This is a genomic window from Citrobacter sp. RHBSTW-00524 (assembly GCF_013747755.1).
Taxonomy (GTDB): Bacteria; Pseudomonadota; Gammaproteobacteria; order Enterobacterales; family Enterobacteriaceae; genus Citrobacter; species Citrobacter braakii.
Genome location: NZ_CP056421.1, coordinates 5,116,105 through 5,132,390, shown reverse-complemented (window position 1 = coordinate 5,132,390; position 16,286 = coordinate 5,116,105). Strand labels below are relative to the sequence as shown.

The 16,286-nt window shown below is 53.1% G+C and carries 16 protein-coding genes; 13 read left to right on the top strand and 3 right to left on the bottom strand.

The window, feature by feature from the left end:
* Positions 1–41: 41 nt before the first annotated feature.
* From ubiE to tatD, 7 genes are all read left to right on the top strand, one after another.
* Entirely contained in the window at positions 42–797 is a 756-nt protein-coding gene (ubiE, locus tag HV229_RS24570; RefSeq protein WP_003017897.1) for a bifunctional demethylmenaquinone methyltransferase/2-methoxy-6-polyprenyl-1,4-benzoquinol methylase UbiE, read from the top strand.
* A 13-nt stretch (positions 798–810) separates the two neighbouring features.
* A complete protein-coding gene (gene ubiJ, locus HV229_RS24565) occupies positions 811–1,416 on the top strand; it encodes a ubiquinone biosynthesis protein UbiJ (protein WP_016155139.1) in 606 nt (201 codons plus the stop codon).
* Positions 1,413–3,053: a ubiquinone biosynthesis regulatory protein kinase UbiB gene (gene ubiB, locus HV229_RS24560; protein WP_016155140.1), complete on the top strand. Its 1,641-nt coding sequence runs from the start codon at positions 1,413–1,415 to the stop codon at positions 3,051–3,053. The genes ubiJ and ubiB overlap by 4 nt, the downstream gene beginning before the upstream one ends.
* A 78-nt stretch (positions 3,054–3,131) precedes the next feature.
* Positions 3,132–3,386 carry a Sec-independent protein translocase subunit TatA gene (gene tatA / locus HV229_RS24555; RefSeq protein ID WP_003017888.1) on the top strand — a complete coding sequence of 85 codons (255 nt, stop codon included), beginning with the start codon at positions 3,132–3,134 and terminating at the stop codon, positions 3,384–3,386.
* Between the two features lie 3 nt (positions 3,387–3,389).
* Positions 3,390–3,938, top strand: a complete 549-nt coding sequence (tatB, locus tag HV229_RS24550) for a Sec-independent protein translocase protein TatB (protein WP_016155141.1) — start codon at positions 3,390–3,392, stop codon at positions 3,936–3,938.
* 2 nt (positions 3,939–3,940) lie between these two features.
* On the top strand, positions 3,941–4,732 hold the full coding sequence (gene tatC, locus HV229_RS24545) for a Sec-independent protein translocase subunit TatC (protein WP_016155142.1): 792 nt from the start codon (positions 3,941–3,943) through the stop codon (positions 4,730–4,732).
* A gap of 41 nt (positions 4,733–4,773) precedes the next feature.
* On the top strand, positions 4,774–5,556 hold the full coding sequence (tatD, locus tag HV229_RS24540; RefSeq protein WP_181546592.1) for a 3'-5' ssDNA/RNA exonuclease TatD: 783 nt from the start codon (positions 4,774–4,776) through the stop codon (positions 5,554–5,556).
* A gap of 5 nt (positions 5,557–5,561) precedes the next feature.
* On the opposite strand, the gene rfaH is transcribed toward tatD, so the two are convergent.
* A complete protein-coding gene (rfaH, locus tag HV229_RS24535) occupies positions 5,562–6,050 on the bottom strand; it encodes a transcription/translation regulatory transformer protein RfaH (protein WP_047358740.1) in 489 nt (162 codons plus the stop codon).
* A 204-nt stretch (positions 6,051–6,254) separates the two neighbouring features.
* On the opposite strand from rfaH, the gene ubiD reads away from it, so the two are divergent.
* From ubiD to HV229_RS24515, 4 genes are all read left to right on the top strand, one after another.
* Entirely contained in the window at positions 6,255–7,748 is a 1,494-nt protein-coding gene (gene ubiD, locus HV229_RS24530) for a 4-hydroxy-3-polyprenylbenzoate decarboxylase (protein WP_016155145.1), read from the top strand.
* 40 nt (positions 7,749–7,788) lie between these two features.
* Positions 7,789–8,490 carry an NAD(P)H-flavin reductase gene (fre, locus tag HV229_RS24525; RefSeq protein ID WP_003828903.1) on the top strand — a complete coding sequence of 234 codons (702 nt, stop codon included), beginning with the start codon at positions 7,789–7,791 and terminating at the stop codon, positions 8,488–8,490.
* 233 nt (positions 8,491–8,723) lie between these two features.
* Entirely contained in the window at positions 8,724–9,638 is a 915-nt protein-coding gene (locus HV229_RS24520; protein WP_181546590.1) for an ROK family protein, read from the top strand.
* A gap of 7 nt (positions 9,639–9,645) precedes the next feature.
* Positions 9,646–10,626, top strand: coding sequence for a LacI family DNA-binding transcriptional regulator (locus HV229_RS24515; protein WP_019078421.1), 981 nt, complete (start codon positions 9,646–9,648; stop codon positions 10,624–10,626).
* 154 nt (positions 10,627–10,780) lie between these two features.
* Here HV229_RS24515 and fadA read toward each other — a convergent pair whose 3' ends face one another.
* A complete protein-coding gene (gene fadA / locus HV229_RS24510) occupies positions 10,781–11,944 on the bottom strand; it encodes an acetyl-CoA C-acyltransferase FadA (RefSeq protein WP_016155148.1) in 1,164 nt (387 codons plus the stop codon).
* Between the two features lie 9 nt (positions 11,945–11,953).
* Positions 11,954–14,143, bottom strand: a complete 2,190-nt coding sequence (gene fadB, locus HV229_RS24505) for a fatty acid oxidation complex subunit alpha FadB (RefSeq protein WP_181546588.1) — start codon at positions 14,141–14,143, stop codon at positions 11,954–11,956.
* Positions 14,144–14,332: 189 nt separating this feature from the next.
* Here fadB and pepQ point away from each other — a divergent pair, with 189 nt between their 5' ends.
* Entirely contained in the window at positions 14,333–15,664 is a 1,332-nt protein-coding gene (gene pepQ / locus HV229_RS24500; protein ID WP_016155150.1) for a Xaa-Pro dipeptidase, read from the top strand.
* Entirely contained in the window at positions 15,664–16,278 is a 615-nt protein-coding gene (locus HV229_RS24495) for an IMPACT family protein (protein WP_115191171.1), read from the top strand. Before pepQ ends, HV229_RS24495 begins: the two co-directional genes overlap by 1 nt.
* Positions 16,279–16,286 lie beyond the last annotated feature (8 nt).

Below are 16,286 nucleotides of genomic sequence, written 5' to 3'. Positions count from 1 at the left end.
GTTACACTTCTTGAACATTTTTTGGATGAGCAGGCACTGAGATGGTGGATAATTCACAAGAAACGACGCACTTTGGCTTTCAGACCGTCGCTAAAGAGCAGAAAGCTGACATGGTGGCCCACGTTTTTCATTCTGTGGCGTCTAAATATGACGTTATGAATGACTTAATGTCATTTGGCATTCATCGTTTGTGGAAGCGCTTCACCATTGACTGCAGTGGCGTGCGCCGCGGGCAAACCGTTCTCGATTTGGCGGGCGGTACGGGCGATCTGACGGCGAAATTCTCTCGCATGGTTGGCGAAACTGGCAAAGTTGTGCTGGCGGATATCAACGACTCAATGCTCAAAATGGGTCGCGAAAAGCTGCGTAATATCGGCGTCGTGGGTAACGTTGAGTACGTTCAGGCGAATGCGGAAGCATTACCTTTCCCAGACAACACGTTTGACTGCATCACCATCTCTTTCGGTCTGCGCAACGTAACGGATAAAGACAAAGCATTACGATCTATGTATCGCGTGTTGAAGCCGGGCGGACGTCTACTGGTGCTGGAGTTCTCCAAGCCGATTATCGAACCGCTGAGCAAAGCCTACGACGCATACTCTTTCCACGTTTTGCCGCGCATTGGTTCTATGGTGGCAAGCGATGCAGACAGTTATCGCTATTTGGCGGAGTCCATCCGCATGCATCCCGATCAGGACACCTTAAAAGCAATGATGCAAGATGCCGGGTTCGAAAGCGTTGATTACTACAACCTGACGGCAGGTGTCGTTGCGCTGCATCGTGGTTACAAGTTCTGACAGGAGATTGGGGATGCCTTTAAAACCCTTAGTGACCGCCGGCGTTGAAAATTTGCTTAACACCTTTCTGTATCGTTCTCCTGCGCTCAAGTCAGCCAGAACGCGTTTACAGGGCAAAGTGCTGCGTGTTGAGCTCAAAGGATTTTCAACACCGTTAGTGCTGGTGTTTAGTGAGCGCCAGGTCGATGTGCTGGGGGCATGGGAAGGCGAAGCCGATTGCACCGTAATCACACATGCCAGCGTGTTACCGAAATTACGCGACCGGCAGCAACTCACCACGCTTATCCGCAGTGGTGAGCTGGAGGTTCAGGGCGATATCCAGGTGGTACAGAATTTTGTCGCGTTGGCCGATCTGGCGGAGTTTGATCCCGCAGAACTGTTAGCACCCTATACCGGCGATATCGTTGCGGAAGGGGTCAGCAAAGTTTTGCGTGGTGGAGCGAAGTTCCTGTGCCACAACATTCAACGCCAGCAGCGCTATGTTGCCGAAGCGATCACCGAAGAGTGGCGTATGGCTCCAGGTCCGCTTGAGGTTGCATGGTTTGCAGAAGAAACGGCAGCCGTTGAGCGTGCGGTCGAATCTCTGGCCAAACGGCTGGAAAAACTGGAGGCCAAATGACGCCAGGTGAAGTACGGCGCCTTTATTTCATCATTCGCACTTTTTTAAGCTACGGTCTTGATGAACTCATCCCCAAAATGCGTATCACGCTGCCACTCCGGCTGTGGCGTTACACGCTGTTCTGGATGCCCAACCGACATAAAGACAAACCGCTGGGAGAACGGCTGAGACTGGCTTTACAGGAGCTCGGCCCGGTGTGGATTAAGTTCGGGCAAATGCTCTCTACCCGCCGTGATCTTTTCCCGCCACACATCGCCGATCAGCTAGCGTTATTGCAGGATCGGGTAGCCCCATTCGATGGGCAAAGAGCGAAAGAACAAATCGAAGAGGCGATGGGTGGGCTGCCCGTCGAGGAATGGTTTGATGATTTTGAGATCACACCGCTGGCATCCGCGTCTATTGCTCAGGTTCACACCGCGCGACTGAAATCGAATGGGAAAGAGGTGGTGATCAAAGTTATCCGCCCGGACATACTGCCGGTAATTAAAGCGGATTTGAAACTGATCTACCGCCTTGCTCGCTGGGTACCTCGCCTGATGCCAGACGGCCGCCGCCTGCGACCAACAGAAGTGGTCCGTGAATATGAAAAAACGTTGATTGATGAGCTGAATCTGCTGCGCGAGTCGGCGAACGCGATTCAGCTGCGACGTAATTTTGAAGACAGCCCAATGCTGTACATCCCGGAAGTGTACTCTGACTATTGCAGTCAGAACATGATGGTGATGGAGCGCATTTACGGTATTCCCGTTTCAGATGTCACCTCGCTTGAGAAGAACGGCACCAATATGAAGCTGCTGGCTGAACGCGGTGTTCAGGTCTTCTTTACTCAGGTATTCCGCGACAGCTTTTTCCATGCGGATATGCACCCTGGGAACATTTTCGTGAGTTATGAGCATCCCGAAAACCCGAAATACATTGGTATTGATTGTGGGATTGTGGGTTCTTTAAACAAAGAAGATAAGCGTTATCTGGCTGAAAACTTCATCGCGTTTTTTAACCGCGACTACCGCAAAGTTGCTGAACTGCATGTGGATTCTGGCTGGGTTCCGCCGGATACCAACGTAGAAGAGTTTGAATTTGCCATTCGTACCGTGTGCGAGCCGATTTTCGAAAAACCGCTGGCGGAGATTTCCTTTGGTCATGTGCTGTTAAATCTGTTCAACACAGCGCGCCGATTCAATATGGAAGTTCAGCCTCAACTGGTATTGCTACAGAAGACGCTGCTGTACGTTGAAGGTGTCGGACGTCAGCTCTATCCGCAGTTAGATTTGTGGAAAACGGCCAAGCCTTTCCTCGAATCCTGGATCAAAGATCAGGTCGGTATTCCGGCGCTTGTTAGAGCATTTAAAGAAAAAGCACCGTTCTGGGTCGAAAAAATGCCAGAAATACCTGAACTGGTGTATGACAGTTTGCGCCAGGGCAAATATTTACAGCACAGTGTTGATAAGATTGCCCGCGAGCTTCACGCGAATCATGTACGTCAGGGACAATCCCGTTATTTATTGGGCATTGGTGCAACATTGTTGCTCAGTGGAACATTCCTGCTGGTAAGCCGTCCTGAGTGGGGGCTTATGCCGGGCTGGTTAATGGCCGGCGGCGTCTTAGCCTGGTTGATCGGCTGGCGCAAAATGCGCTGAATTTTTCATCGCCCTAGGCAGGTCGTGTAACGTATACTACGGCCTTATTAATTCATCATCTATGACAGAGGAACATGTATGGGTGGTATCAGTATTTGGCAGTTGTTGATCATTGCCGTCATCGTTGTACTGCTATTTGGCACCAAGAAACTCGGCTCCATCGGTTCCGATCTTGGCGCGTCGATTAAAGGCTTCAAAAAAGCAATGGGTGATGATGAGCCAAAGCAAGATAAAACCAGCCAGGACGCTGATTTTACTGCTAAATCCATTACCGATAAGCAGGGCGAAGTGAAAAAAGAAGACGCCAAAAGCCAAGATAAAGAGCAGGTATAATCCGTGTTTGATATCGGTTTTAGCGAACTGTTATTGGTGTTCGTGATCGGCCTCATCGTCCTGGGGCCGCAACGTTTACCTGTAGCGGTAAAAACGGTTGCTGGCTGGGTTCGTGCTTTGCGTTCCCTGGCAACTACTGTTCAGAATGAACTGACCCAGGAGCTTAAGCTTCAGGAGTTTCAGGACAGCCTGAAGAAAGTAGAGAAAGCGAGCCTGACAAATCTGACCCCGGAGTTGAAAGCCTCAATGGATGAGCTGCGTGAAGCGGCAGAGTCGATGAAGCGTTCTTACAGTGTGCACGATCCTGAGAAAGAGAGCGATGAAGCGCACACTATCCATAATCCGGTGGTGAAAGAAGCTGAAGCGCAGCGAGAAGGGGTCACCCCTGCTGCCGCTGAAAACCAGGCCAGTTCGCCGGAGCAAAAACCGGAATCCACGGGTGCTAAAACGCCAGAGCCAACGGAAAACACTTCCGCTACGTTAATGGATGCAGAAAAGAAAGCTGTCGCACCTGTTGCCGAATCCTCCCCCTCGTCGAGTGATAAACCGTAAACATGGCTGTAGAAGATACCCAACCGCTCATCACGCATCTTATTGAGCTGCGTAAGCGACTCCTGAACTGCATCATTGCGGTAATCGTGATCTTTTTGGCGTTGGTTTACTTTGCCAACGACATTTACCATATGGTCGCGGCGCCGTTGATTAAACAGATGCCGCAGGGTGCAACGATGATCGCCACCGATGTGGCTTCGCCGTTCTTTACCCCAATCAAGTTGACCTTCATGGTATCGCTGATCCTGTCAGCGCCAGTGATCCTCTACCAGGTGTGGGCATTTATTGCGCCAGCGTTGTATAAACATGAACGCCGTCTGGTTGTTCCGCTGCTGGTCTCCAGTTCGTTGTTGTTCTACATCGGCATGGCATTCGCCTATTTTGTTGTCTTCCCGTTAGCGTTTGGTTTTCTGGCCAACACGGCTCCGCAAGGCGTGCAGGTATCAACGGACATTGCCAGCTATCTCAGCTTTGTAATGGCGCTATTTATGGCTTTCGGTGTCTCTTTTGAGGTGCCTGTCGCCATCGTGCTGCTATGCTGGATGGGCATTACGACGCCAGATGATTTACGCAAAAAGCGTCCTTATGTTGTGGTGGGTGCCTTTGTCGTCGGGATGCTACTGACTCCGCCAGATGTCTTCTCGCAAACGTTGTTGGCGATACCGATGTACTGCCTGTTCGAGGTGGGTGTTTTCTTCTCTCGTTTCTATGTCGGTAAGCGACGTACGAGAGATGAGGACAACGAGGCTGAAGAAGCAAAAGAAGCCGAAGCCACCGAGAAAACTGAAGAATAAATTCAACCGCCCGTCAGGGCGGTTGTCATATGGGAGGAAGCATGTTTGATATTGGCGTTAATTTAACCAGTTCACAATTTGCGAAAGACCGGGATGAGGTCGTGGCGCGCGCCTTTGCTGCGGGCGTAAACGGTATGCTTCTGACCGGAACAAACCTTCACGAAAGCCAGCAGGCGTTAAAGCTGGCGCAGCATTATCCGCAGTGCTGGTCCACGGCTGGCGTGCACCCGCATGACAGCAGCCAATGGCAATCCTCAACGGAAGACGAGATCATCGCGCTGGCAAACCAATCGAAGGTAGTCGCTATTGGTGAGTGCGGTCTGGATTTCAATCGCAATTTCTCCACGCCGCAGGAGCAGGAACGTGCTTTTGAAGCGCAACTGCGCATTGCTGCTGAACTGCAGATGCCGATTTTCATGCATTGTCGGGATGCGCATGAGCGTTTTCTGACGTTGCTGGAGCCGTGGCTGGACAGCCTCCCAGGCGCGGTGCTGCACTGTTTCACCGGTTCGCGCCAGGAGATGCAGGACTGCGTGGACCGAGGGCTTTATATCGGTATCACCGGGTGGGTCTGTGATGAACGCCGGGGGATGGAACTGCGGGAGCTGCTGCCGTTTATTCCGGTGGAAAGACTGCTGATAGAAACCGATGCACCTTATCTACTCCCTCGCGACTTAACGCCTAAACCGACGTCACGTCGCAATGAACCGGCGCACCTGCCGCATATTCTTGAGCGAATTGCTCACTGGCGTGGGGAAGATCTTCAATGGCTGTCAGCAACCATTGATGCCAACGTCAGAACGCTGTTCGAAGTGACCTTCTAAACGGCTTATATCTTTCGAAAACCGGTATTTTTCACGCTCTGCTTAATCTCTTTATTCAAGAGGTTAAGCAGCAGCATGGAACGCGCTTCGCCATCCGGTTCGGTGAAGATCGCTTTCAGTCCCTCAAACGCCCCTTCAGTAATAATCACGCTGTCCCCTGGCTGAGGGGTTTGCGGGTCAACAATACCTTCAGGCTTGTAGATAGAAAGCTGGTGAATAACGGGGGATGGGACGGTCGCAGGCGTCGCTCCAAAACGAACGAAATGGCTGACACCACGTGTGGCGTTGATCGTGGTGGTGTGGATCACTTCCGGGTCGAACTCGACAAACATGTAATTAGGGAATAGTGGTTCACTGACTGTGGTACGTTTACCACGCACCATTTTTTCCAGGGTGATCATAGGCGTCAGGCAGTTCACCGCCTGTCTTTCCAGGTGTTCCTGGGCTCGCTGAAGTTGCCCACGTTTGCAGTACAGTAAATACCAGGATTGCATAATAACTCTTATCCGCTTGTTCTGAGCGCTAGCATAGCAAAAGCCATGAGTTAAGTTAATTATACCCACCTCAAAGCAGGCTGAAACCCAACGGGTATATACTCCCAGGGCTTATATGTATCGCCAGAGTTCACGCTAATTTAACAAAAATACAGCATCACAATGATGAACGCCGTATAATGAAGCGCTTACGAAGAGGCCACAATGGACGCCATGAAATATCACGATTTACGCGACTTCCTGACGCTGCTTGAACAGCAGGGCGAGCTCAAACGCATTTCGCTTGAGGTGGATCCCCACCTGGAAATTACTGAAATTGCCGATCGCACTCTGCGTGCTGGCGGGCCTGCGTTACTGTTTGAGAATCCTAAAGGCTATTCCATGCCGGTGCTGTGTAACCTGTTCGGCACACCGAAGCGTGTTGCGATGGGGATGGGGCAGGAAGATGTCTCGGCACTACGGGAAGTCGGTAAACTGTTGGCGTTTTTGAAAGAGCCGGAGCCACCGAAAGGATTCCGCGATCTGTTTGATAAGCTGCCGCAGTTTAAGCAGGTGCTGAACATGCCGACTAAGCGGTTGCGCGGTGCGCCTTGTCAGCAAAAAATCTACTCCGGTGATGACGTCGATTTAAACCGTATTCCGATTATGACCTGTTGGCCGGAAGATGCCGCACCGCTGATTACCTGGGGGCTAACCGTAACGCGTGGCCCACATAAAGAGCGGCAGAATCTGGGTATTTATCGCCAGCAGCTGATTGGCAAAAACAAGCTCATTATGCGCTGGCTGTCCCACCGCGGCGGCGCACTCGATTACCAGGAGTGGTGTGCGGCGCATCCTGGCGAACGCTTCCCGGTTTCGGTGGCGTTGGGGGCAGATCCTGCGACCATTCTGGGGGCCGTGACGCCCGTCCCTGATACATTATCCGAGTACGCATTTGCCGGGCTGTTACGTGGCACCAAGACCGAAGTGGTCAAATGTATTTCCAACGATCTGGAAGTGCCCGCCAGTGCTGAAATCGTGCTGGAAGGGTATATCGAACCGGGTGAGCTGGCCCCGGAAGGACCGTATGGCGATCATACGGGCTACTACAACGAAGTAGATAGCTTTCCGGTCTTTACCGTCACGCACATTACCCAGCGTGAAGAGGCGATTTATCACTCTACTTATACCGGACGTCCGCCTGATGAGCCCGCGGTACTTGGCGTGGCGCTGAACGAAGTTTTCGTTCCTATTCTGCAAAAGCAGTTCCCGGAAATCGTCGATTTTTACCTGCCTCCGGAAGGCTGTTCATATCGTCTGGCCGTGGTGACGATGAAAAAACAGTACGCTGGTCATGCCAAACGCGTCATGATGGGTGTTTGGTCGTTTTTGCGCCAGTTTATGTACACCAAATTTGTTATTGTCTGCGATGATGATGTCAATGCACGCGACTGGAATGATGTGATTTGGGCAATTACTACCCGTATGGACCCGGCTCGGGATACGGTACTGGTAGAGAATACGCCAATTGATTACCTGGACTTTGCCTCGCCGGTTTCCGGCCTGGGTTCAAAAATGGGGCTGGATGCCACAAATAAATGGCCGGGCGAAACCCAACGCGAATGGGGACGCCCGATTAAAAAAGATCCTGAAGTAACTGCGCGTATTGACGCAATTTGGGATGAACTGGCCATCTTTAATGACGGCAAAAGCGCCTGAGGCGCGATCGTTTTGCCTATTGATCCGACAGAGAGAGCGCATGACAACCTTAAGCTGTAAAGTGACCTCGGTAGAAGCTATCACTGATACCGTATATCGCGTTCGTTTAGTGCCAGACGCGGCGTTTTCCTTTCGTGCTGGCCAGTATTTAATGGTCGTGATGGACGAAAGGGATAAGCGTCCGTTCTCCATGGCATCCACGCCGGACGAGCAAGGATTCATTGAGCTGCACGTTGGCGCCTCTGAGCTAAATCTTTATGCCATGGCTGTGATGGACCGCATTCTGAAAGACCGGGAAATCAAGGTCGACATTCCGCATGGCGAAGCCTGGCTGCGTGATGAAGACGAGCGCCCGCTGATCCTGATTGCCGGTGGTACAGGGTTCTCTTACGTGCGTTCCATTCTGCTTACTGCGCTGGCGCGTAATCCAAACCGCGATATCACCATTTACTGGGGGGGGCGTGAAGAGAAGCATCTCTATGATCTCTCCGAACTGGAAGCGTTGTCTGTTAATCACCCGAATCTGCGCGTTGAGCCAGTGGTGGAACAGCCAGAAGACGGCTGGCGTGGTCGTACGGGAACCGTGTTAACGGCGGTATTGCAGGATTACGGTACCCTGGCGGAGCACGATATCTACATTGCCGGTCGTTTTGAAATGGCCAAAATCGCGCGCGATCTGTTCTGTAATGAACGCAGTGCGCGTGAAGATCGCCTGTTTGGCGACGCTTTCGCGTTCATTTAAGCGCTGTGCGCCGGAGCCCTTCCGGCGCATCCATCAATCATCTGTCTTCCAACTAGCAGGGCGCAGGCCCGGCGTCATTGCCTCTCTTTCTCATCATAATTATTTTTTAGTAAACATAATATGTCCGTCACTCAAACATAAATTGAGTTTTTGTGACAGCTCTCCATGTGTTTAGTAAACAAAATAGGCAAGCTAAACCGCATCACATTGTGAGATGCAAATGAGGAAAAACCATGAGGCTCGGACTGGATATCGGCGGGACTAAAATCGAAGCGGTGGTGATTGATAACGCGGGTGAAATTGTTTACCACGAACGATGTGCGACACCAAAGCAGCGTTACGGTGATTTTTTCCAGGCCGTGACGGAGATGATAGCCAGGGCTATGCAGGCCATTAATCAGCCTTTATCGGTTGGCGTCGGGGTGCCAGGTGCGGTGGATAGCGAAGGTTTGATTAAGAATTCCAACATTCTGGTGCTGAATCAGCAGGCCTTTGCGCAAGATCTCGAGCGTGCATTAGGAATGCCAGTGCCCGTTACCAATGATGCCAACTGCTTTACCCTGTCAGAAGCGATGGACGGTAGTGGGCGTGGGCATAGCGTGGTATTTGGCGTGATCCTCGGTACCGGATGCGGCGGTGGTCTGTGCATCGAGAACCGGTTGATCTCCGGCCCTAACGCCTGTGCCGGAGAGTGGGGGCATAATGCCTTGCCGCGCTACCACGGATCTCGGGACGGGGCTGAAGTGACATGCTATTGCGGACAGTTGAACTGTATTGAGAGCTTTATTTCCGGTAGTGGCCTGGAGCGTCAGTATATGAATCACACCGCGCAACATATGGGGGTGCCACAAATTATGCAACGGGTAGCATCGGGTGATGCAGACGCCTGTTTGTTGTGGGAACGCTATTGCGATCAACTGGCTCGCGCGCTGGCGAGTGTGGTGAATATGCTCGATCCCGATGTTATCGTGCTGGGGGGCGGGGTATCCAATATCGATTTACTGTACTCAGGCTTACAGGCGCGAGTGGCGCAGTACGTGTTTGGTAAACAGTGTCGCACACCGATCGTTCAGGCCCGCCACGGCGACAGCAGCGGCGTACGCGGCGCAGCCTGGCTGGGGGCGCAACAAGCCACAGTAAATCCATGAGAGTGAAATGACGAAACCTGTACGTATCAGAGACATTGCCGATGCTTGTGGCGTCTCGGTTGGCGCTGTTTCCCGCGCGCTAAAAGGGCAACCGGGGCTGCGGGAAGAGACCCGACAGCGCATTATTTCAGTGGCGCAGCAACAGGGTTATGATTTTTCTCGCCTGCGCGCAGACAAAATCAAACGTGTCCTGTTTTTACTGCATCGCCAGCACAATATCAGCCGGGCTTTACCGTTTTACTCTCAACTGCTGCTGGGGATAGAAGATCTGTGTCGCGAAAAGGGGGTTGCGCTAAGCTTTCTCTCTATAGGTCCAGGCGATGCAGTGAGTGAGCAGGTGATGCTGCACCAGCCTGATGCGCTGATCTGCGCGGGATTTTTTGAACCTGAGTTGCTTGGGCTGCTACAACAGATGAAATTGCCGCTGGTGCTGGTTGATCTCTGGGCGCCAGGACTGCCTTGCGTGAATCCTGACAATACCCTGGGCGGCTATCTGGCCACGCAACATCTGATTGCGCAAGGCCGCAGCCGCATTGCTTTTCTTGCCAGTACGCTCGCGCACTACAGCATCCGTCAGCGTGAAAAGGGCTACCGTCAGGCATTGTATGAAGCCCGTTTGCTAATGCCGCCAGAGTATGACGTCGTTGCGCCGCCGCTGCTGGATACCGAGCAATCTCTGGTGGATGCGGTTAATGAGCTACTCAGACTGCCAGAGCCGCCCGATGCCATTTTTGCCTATAACGACGCGGCAGCGATGGTTGTTCAGCAGGTGTGTGCTCAGCAGGGTATACGTATCCCGGAAGATCTTGCGCTGGTGGGATTTGATGATATCGATGCTGCGGCCTGGTCACATCCGCCGCTGACTACCGTTGCGGTTGATAAAAAACAGCTGGGGCGTGAAGCGCTGCGTTTACTGCTGGAAGAAAATCAGGAAGAGAATCTGCTGCTGCCGGTGCAGTTAGTGGTGCGTGGTAGTTCAGGGAAATAAAAAACCCGCCCCTGACAGGCGGGAAGAACGGCAACTAAACCTTTCCCCGTCATAATTCACACTGCCTCTTTGTGGGCTGCCTGCGCTCACCCCGGTCACATAGTTATCTATGCTCCCGGGGATTAGCGCGAATTATTTGGGAATTTATCTTTGATTAAACTCGCTCAAATACCGTTGCGATACCCTGACCTAACCCGATACACATCGTCGCCAGACCAAACTGCACGTCTTTGCGTTCCATCAGGTTGAGCAGGGTGGTGCTGATACGCGCCCCAGAACAGCCCAGCGGGTGACCCAAGGCGATCGCCCCGCCGTTGAGGTTGATCTTCTCATCGATCTGCTCCATCAGCCCCAGATCTTTAATACACGGCAGGATCTGAGCGGCAAAGGCTTCGTTCATCTCAAACAAGCCGATGTCGCTGGTGGAGAGCCCCGCTTTTTTCAGCGCCAGCTTTGAGGCCGGAACCGGGCCGTAACCCATGATTGACGGATCGCAGCCGACAACAGCCATCGAACGAATACGGGCACGCGGCGTCAGACCCAGTTGACGGGCGCGGCTTTCGCTCATTACCAGCATCGCCGCTGCGCCGTCGGAGAGCGCAGAAGAGGTACCGGCAGTCACCGTTCCGTTCACCGGATCGAACGCCGGGCGCAGGGTGGAGAGCGCTTCAACGGTCGTTTCCGGACGGATAACCTCATCGTAGTTAAACTGCTTCAGCACGCCGTCGGCATCATGACCGCCGGTCGGGATGATTTCGTTTTTAAAAGCGCCAGACTGTGTTGCAGCCCAGGCGCGAGCGTGTGAACGTGCGGCGAAAGCGTCCTGCATTTCACGGCTGATGCCGTGCATGCGGGAGAGCATTTCCGCGGTCAGGCCCATCATCCCTGCGGCTTTCGCCACGTTGCGGCTCATACCCGGGTGGAAATCAACGCCGTGGCTCATTGGCACATGGCCCATATGCTCAACGCCGCCAATCAGGCACGCCTGAGCATCACCAGTCATGATCATGCGTGCCGCATCGTGCAGCGCCTGCATGGACGAACCGCACAGGCGATTGACCGTGACGGCCGGAACGGAGTGCGGAACTTCCGCTAGCAGCGCGGCATTACGGGCGATATTGAAACCCTGCTCCAGCGTTTGTTGCACACAGCCCCAGTAAATGTCATCAAGCGCGGTTGGCTCCAGCGCCGGATTACGCGCCAGCAGGCTACGCATTAAATGTGCAGAGAGATCTTCTGCCCGCACGTTCCGAAACGCGCCCCCTTTCGAACGGCCCATCGGGGTACGGATCGCATCAACAATTACAACCTGTTCCATTGTGACTCCTTAAGCCGTTTTCAGGCTGCCAACCGGGCGGGCTGGCTCAACCTGGGGATAATACGGTTCGTTATGGCGCGCTTTATCACGCAGACCGACCGGAACTTCATACAGCGGACCAAGGTGCTGATACTGCTGAGCCATATCGAGATACTTCGCGCTGCCGAGCGTATCCAGCCAGCGGAACGCACCGCCATGGAACGGAGGGAAGCCCAGACCGTATACCAGCGCCATATCGGCTTCTGCCGGGCTGGCGATAATGCCTTCTTCCAGGCAACGCACTACTTCGTTGACCATAGGGATCATCATGCGGGCGATAATCTCTTCATCGCTGAAGTCGCGTTTCGGCTGGCTGACCTCTGCCAGCAGATCGTCAACGGTGGCATCTTCTTCTTTCTTCGGCTTGCCCTTGTTGTCTTCTTTATAACGCCAGAATCCGAGACCGTTTTTCTGCCCGAAACGGTTAGCATCAAACAGGGCGTCTATCGCATCGCGATAATCTTTCTGCATACGCTGAGGGAAGCCTGCGGACATCACCGCCTGCGCGTGGTGCGCGGTATCAATACCTACCACGTCCAGCAGATAAGCCGGGCCCATCGGCCAACCAAACTGTTTTTCCATCACTTTGTCGACTTTGCGGAAATCCGCCCCGTCGCGCAGTAGCTGACTGAAACCGGCAAAATAGGGGAACAGCACGCGGTTAACGAAGAAACCAGGGCAGTCATTAACCACAATCGGCGTTTTGCCCATCTGGCTTGCCCAGGCGACAACCTTAGCGATGGTTTCATCCGAGCTTTTCTCGCCGCGAATGATCTCAACCAGCGGCATACGGTGCACCGGGTTAAAGAAGTGCATCCCACAGAAGTTTTCCGGACGCTTAAGCGCGCTGACCAGTTCGTTGATTGGGATGGTGGAAGTATTCGAAGCCAGTACGGTGTCCGGGCGAACCTGATCTTCGGTTTCCGCCAGTACCGCTTTTTTCACTTTTGGGTTTTCTACGACCGCTTCAACTACCACGTCCACGCGTTCGAAACCGCTATAGTCGAGGGTGGGATGAATGGTGGAAATAACGCCCGCCATTTTCAGACCGTCAATTTTGCCGCGCTCAAGCTGTTTGTTCAGTAGCTTGGCCGCTTCGGTCATGCCCAGCGTTAATGATTTGTCGTTGATATCTTTCATGACAACCGGCACGCCTTTCCAGGCCGACTGGTAAGCGATGCCGCCGCCCATAATGCCTGCGCCCAGCACTGCCGCTTGCTTTGGCGCTTCAACATTTTTGGTGAGCTTTTTGGCTTTGGCTTTCACGAACTGATCGTTAAGGAAAATTCCAACCAGTGCGCGGGCTTCATTGGTGTGCGCCAGTGGAACAAAGCTTTTATTTTCCAGATTCAGCGCTTCTTCACGACCAAAACGGGCCGCTGCTTCAATGGTTTTTACCGCGGTAATCGGTGCGGGATAATGCTTACCTGCCGTCTGCGCCACCATACCTTTGGCGATGGTAAAGCTCATTGCCGCTTCAATTTTGCTGAGTTTCAACGGCTCCAGCTTCGGCTGACGTTTGGCTTTCCAGTCGAGGTCGCCGTTAATCGCCTGACGTAATACCGCGATCGCGCCATCAAGCAGTTTGTCTTGCTTCACTACGCCATCGACCAGACCGATTTTTAGCGCCTGCTCAGCACCCACATCTTTACCCGCAGCAATAATTTCCAGCGCGCTGTCCGCACCCAGCATACGTGGCATACGCACGGAGCCGCCAAAGCCTGGCATAATGCCCAGCTTGGTTTCCGGCAGGCCGATGCGCAGGTCCGGCGTAGCCAGACGATAATCGGTCGCCAGGACACACTCACAGCCGCCGCCCAGCGCATAGCCGTTAACTGCTGAGAGAGTCGGAACAGGCAGATCTTCCAGGCGATTAAAGACGCTGTTGGCAAAATGCAGCCACTGGCTCAGTTGCTCTTCAGGCACGAGGAACAGTGAAAGGAATTCGGTGATGTCGGCACCAACAATAAAGGCTGCTTTGTTAGAACGCAGCAGCAGCCCTTTTAAATTCGGTTGTTTTTCCAGCACGTCAAGCGCATGGCCCAGGCTGGCAACGGTGGCCGTGTCGAGTTTATTGACTGAACCTGGGGCATCGAACACCAGTTCGGCGATGCCATCTTCCAGCCAGTCGAGGTACAGGGTGTCGCCTTTGTAAAGCATGTCAGTCTCCTGAATCCGCAAGGTGATCTGGTCATACCAGATGAATCGAAGTGTGTGTTTTATGTTAATAAAATGCAAATGAATGATTAAAGAAATGACGATTTGATCACGCTCGGCAGAAATCACGCACTCACAAAACGATGTGCTAAGATGCGGACACTTGAGGTCAAAAAAACAGAAGGATAGAAAATGGAATCACTGGCCGCACTCTATAAAAATCATATCGTTACCCTACAAGAACGGACGCGCGACGCGCTGGAGCGCTTCAAGCTGGATGCGTTACTTATTCACTCAGGAGAACTTGTTAACGTCTTTCTCGACGATCATCCCTACCCGTTTAAGGTCAATCCGCAATTCAAAGCCTGGGTGCCTGTAACGCAGGTTCCTAACTGCTGGTTGCTGGTGGATGGCGTGAATAAGCCGAAACTGTGGTTCTACCTGCCGGTCGATTACTGGCACAACGTTGAGCCGCTGCCGACCTCCTTCTGGACGGAAGAAATTGAGATCATCGCGCTGCCAAAAGCTGATGGTATCGGTAGCCAACTGCCTGCTGCTCGCGGCAATATCGGTTACATTGGTCCGGTTCCGGAACGCGCGCTGCAGCTGGACATCGCGGCCAGCAATATCAACCCGAAAGGGGTTATCGACTACTTACATTATTATCGTGCTTACAAAACAGATTACGAACTGGCCTGTATGCGCGAAGCACAGAAAATGGCGGTGAATGGACACCGTGCCGCGGAAGAAGCGTTCCGTTCCGGGATGAGCGAGTTTGACATCAACCTCGCTTACCTGACTGCTACCGGTCATCGCGACACCGACGTACCGTACAGCAACATCGTGGCGCTTAACGAACATGCTTCGGTTCTGCATTACACCAGGCTGGATCATCAGGCTCCGTCTGAAATCCGCAGTTTCCTGCTGGACGCCGGTGCGGAGTACAACGGCTACGCAGCAGACCTGACGCGTACGTGGTCGGCGAAAAGCGACAACGACTATGCGCATCTGGTGAAGGATGTGAATGACGAGCAACTGGCGCTGATTGCCACTATGAAAGCGGGCACCAGCTACGTGGATTATCACATTCAATTCCATCAGCGCATCGCGAAGCTGCTGCGTAAGCATCAAATCATCACCGATATGAGTGAAGAGGCGATGGTGGAAAACGATCTTACCGGGCCGTTTATGCCGCATGGCATTGGTCACCCGCTGGGCCTGCAGGTACACGATGTCGCTGGCTTTATGCAAGATGACAGCGGTACGCATCTGGCCGCGCCGTCGAAGTATCCTTACCTGCGTTGCACCCGCGTTCTGCAACCGGGCATGGTCCTGACCATCGAACCGGGCATCTACTTCATTGAATCGCTGCTGGCGCCGTGGCGTGAAGGGCAGTTCAGCAAACACTTCAACTGGCAGAAAATTGAAGCCCTGAAACCGTTCGGCGGTATTCGAATTGAAGATAACGTGGTGGTCCACGAGAACAATATCGAAAACATGACACGGGATTTAAAACTGGCGTAATGGACAGTTGGTTAATCCCTGCGGCGCCGGTTTGCGTCGTTGAAGAGATCAAAAAAAGCCGCTTCATTACGCTGCTCGCCCATACGGACGGCGTAGAAGCGGCGAAAGCGTTTGTTGAGTCAGTCAAAATGGAACACCCGGACGCCCGCCACCATTGTGTGGCGTGGGTGGCGGGCGCGCCCAATGACTCGCAGCAGCTGGGATTTTCAGACGATGGCGAACCGGCTGGTACGGCAGGCAAACCGATGCTCGCGCAGCTGATGGGGAGTGGCATCGGTGAGATTACCGCGGTGGTGGTGCGCTACTACGGCGGTATCCTTCTGGGTACGGGTGGGCTAGTGAAAGCCTACGGTGGCGGCGTGAATCAGGCGTTGCGTCAGTTAACGACGCAGCGCAAGACGCCATTAACCGAATATACTTTGCAGTGTGAGTACGGTCAGCTGGCAGGCATTGAAGCTTTGCTGGGGCAGTTTGACGGTAAAGTTGTTGCCAGTGATTACCAGGCTTTTGTTCGGCTCAGGGTGGCGCTTCCTTATGCCAAAGTGGATGAATTTTCGGCAAAGCTGGCGGATTTTAGTCGTGGTTCATTGCAATTGTTAGCGATTGAAGAATAATCCCCACC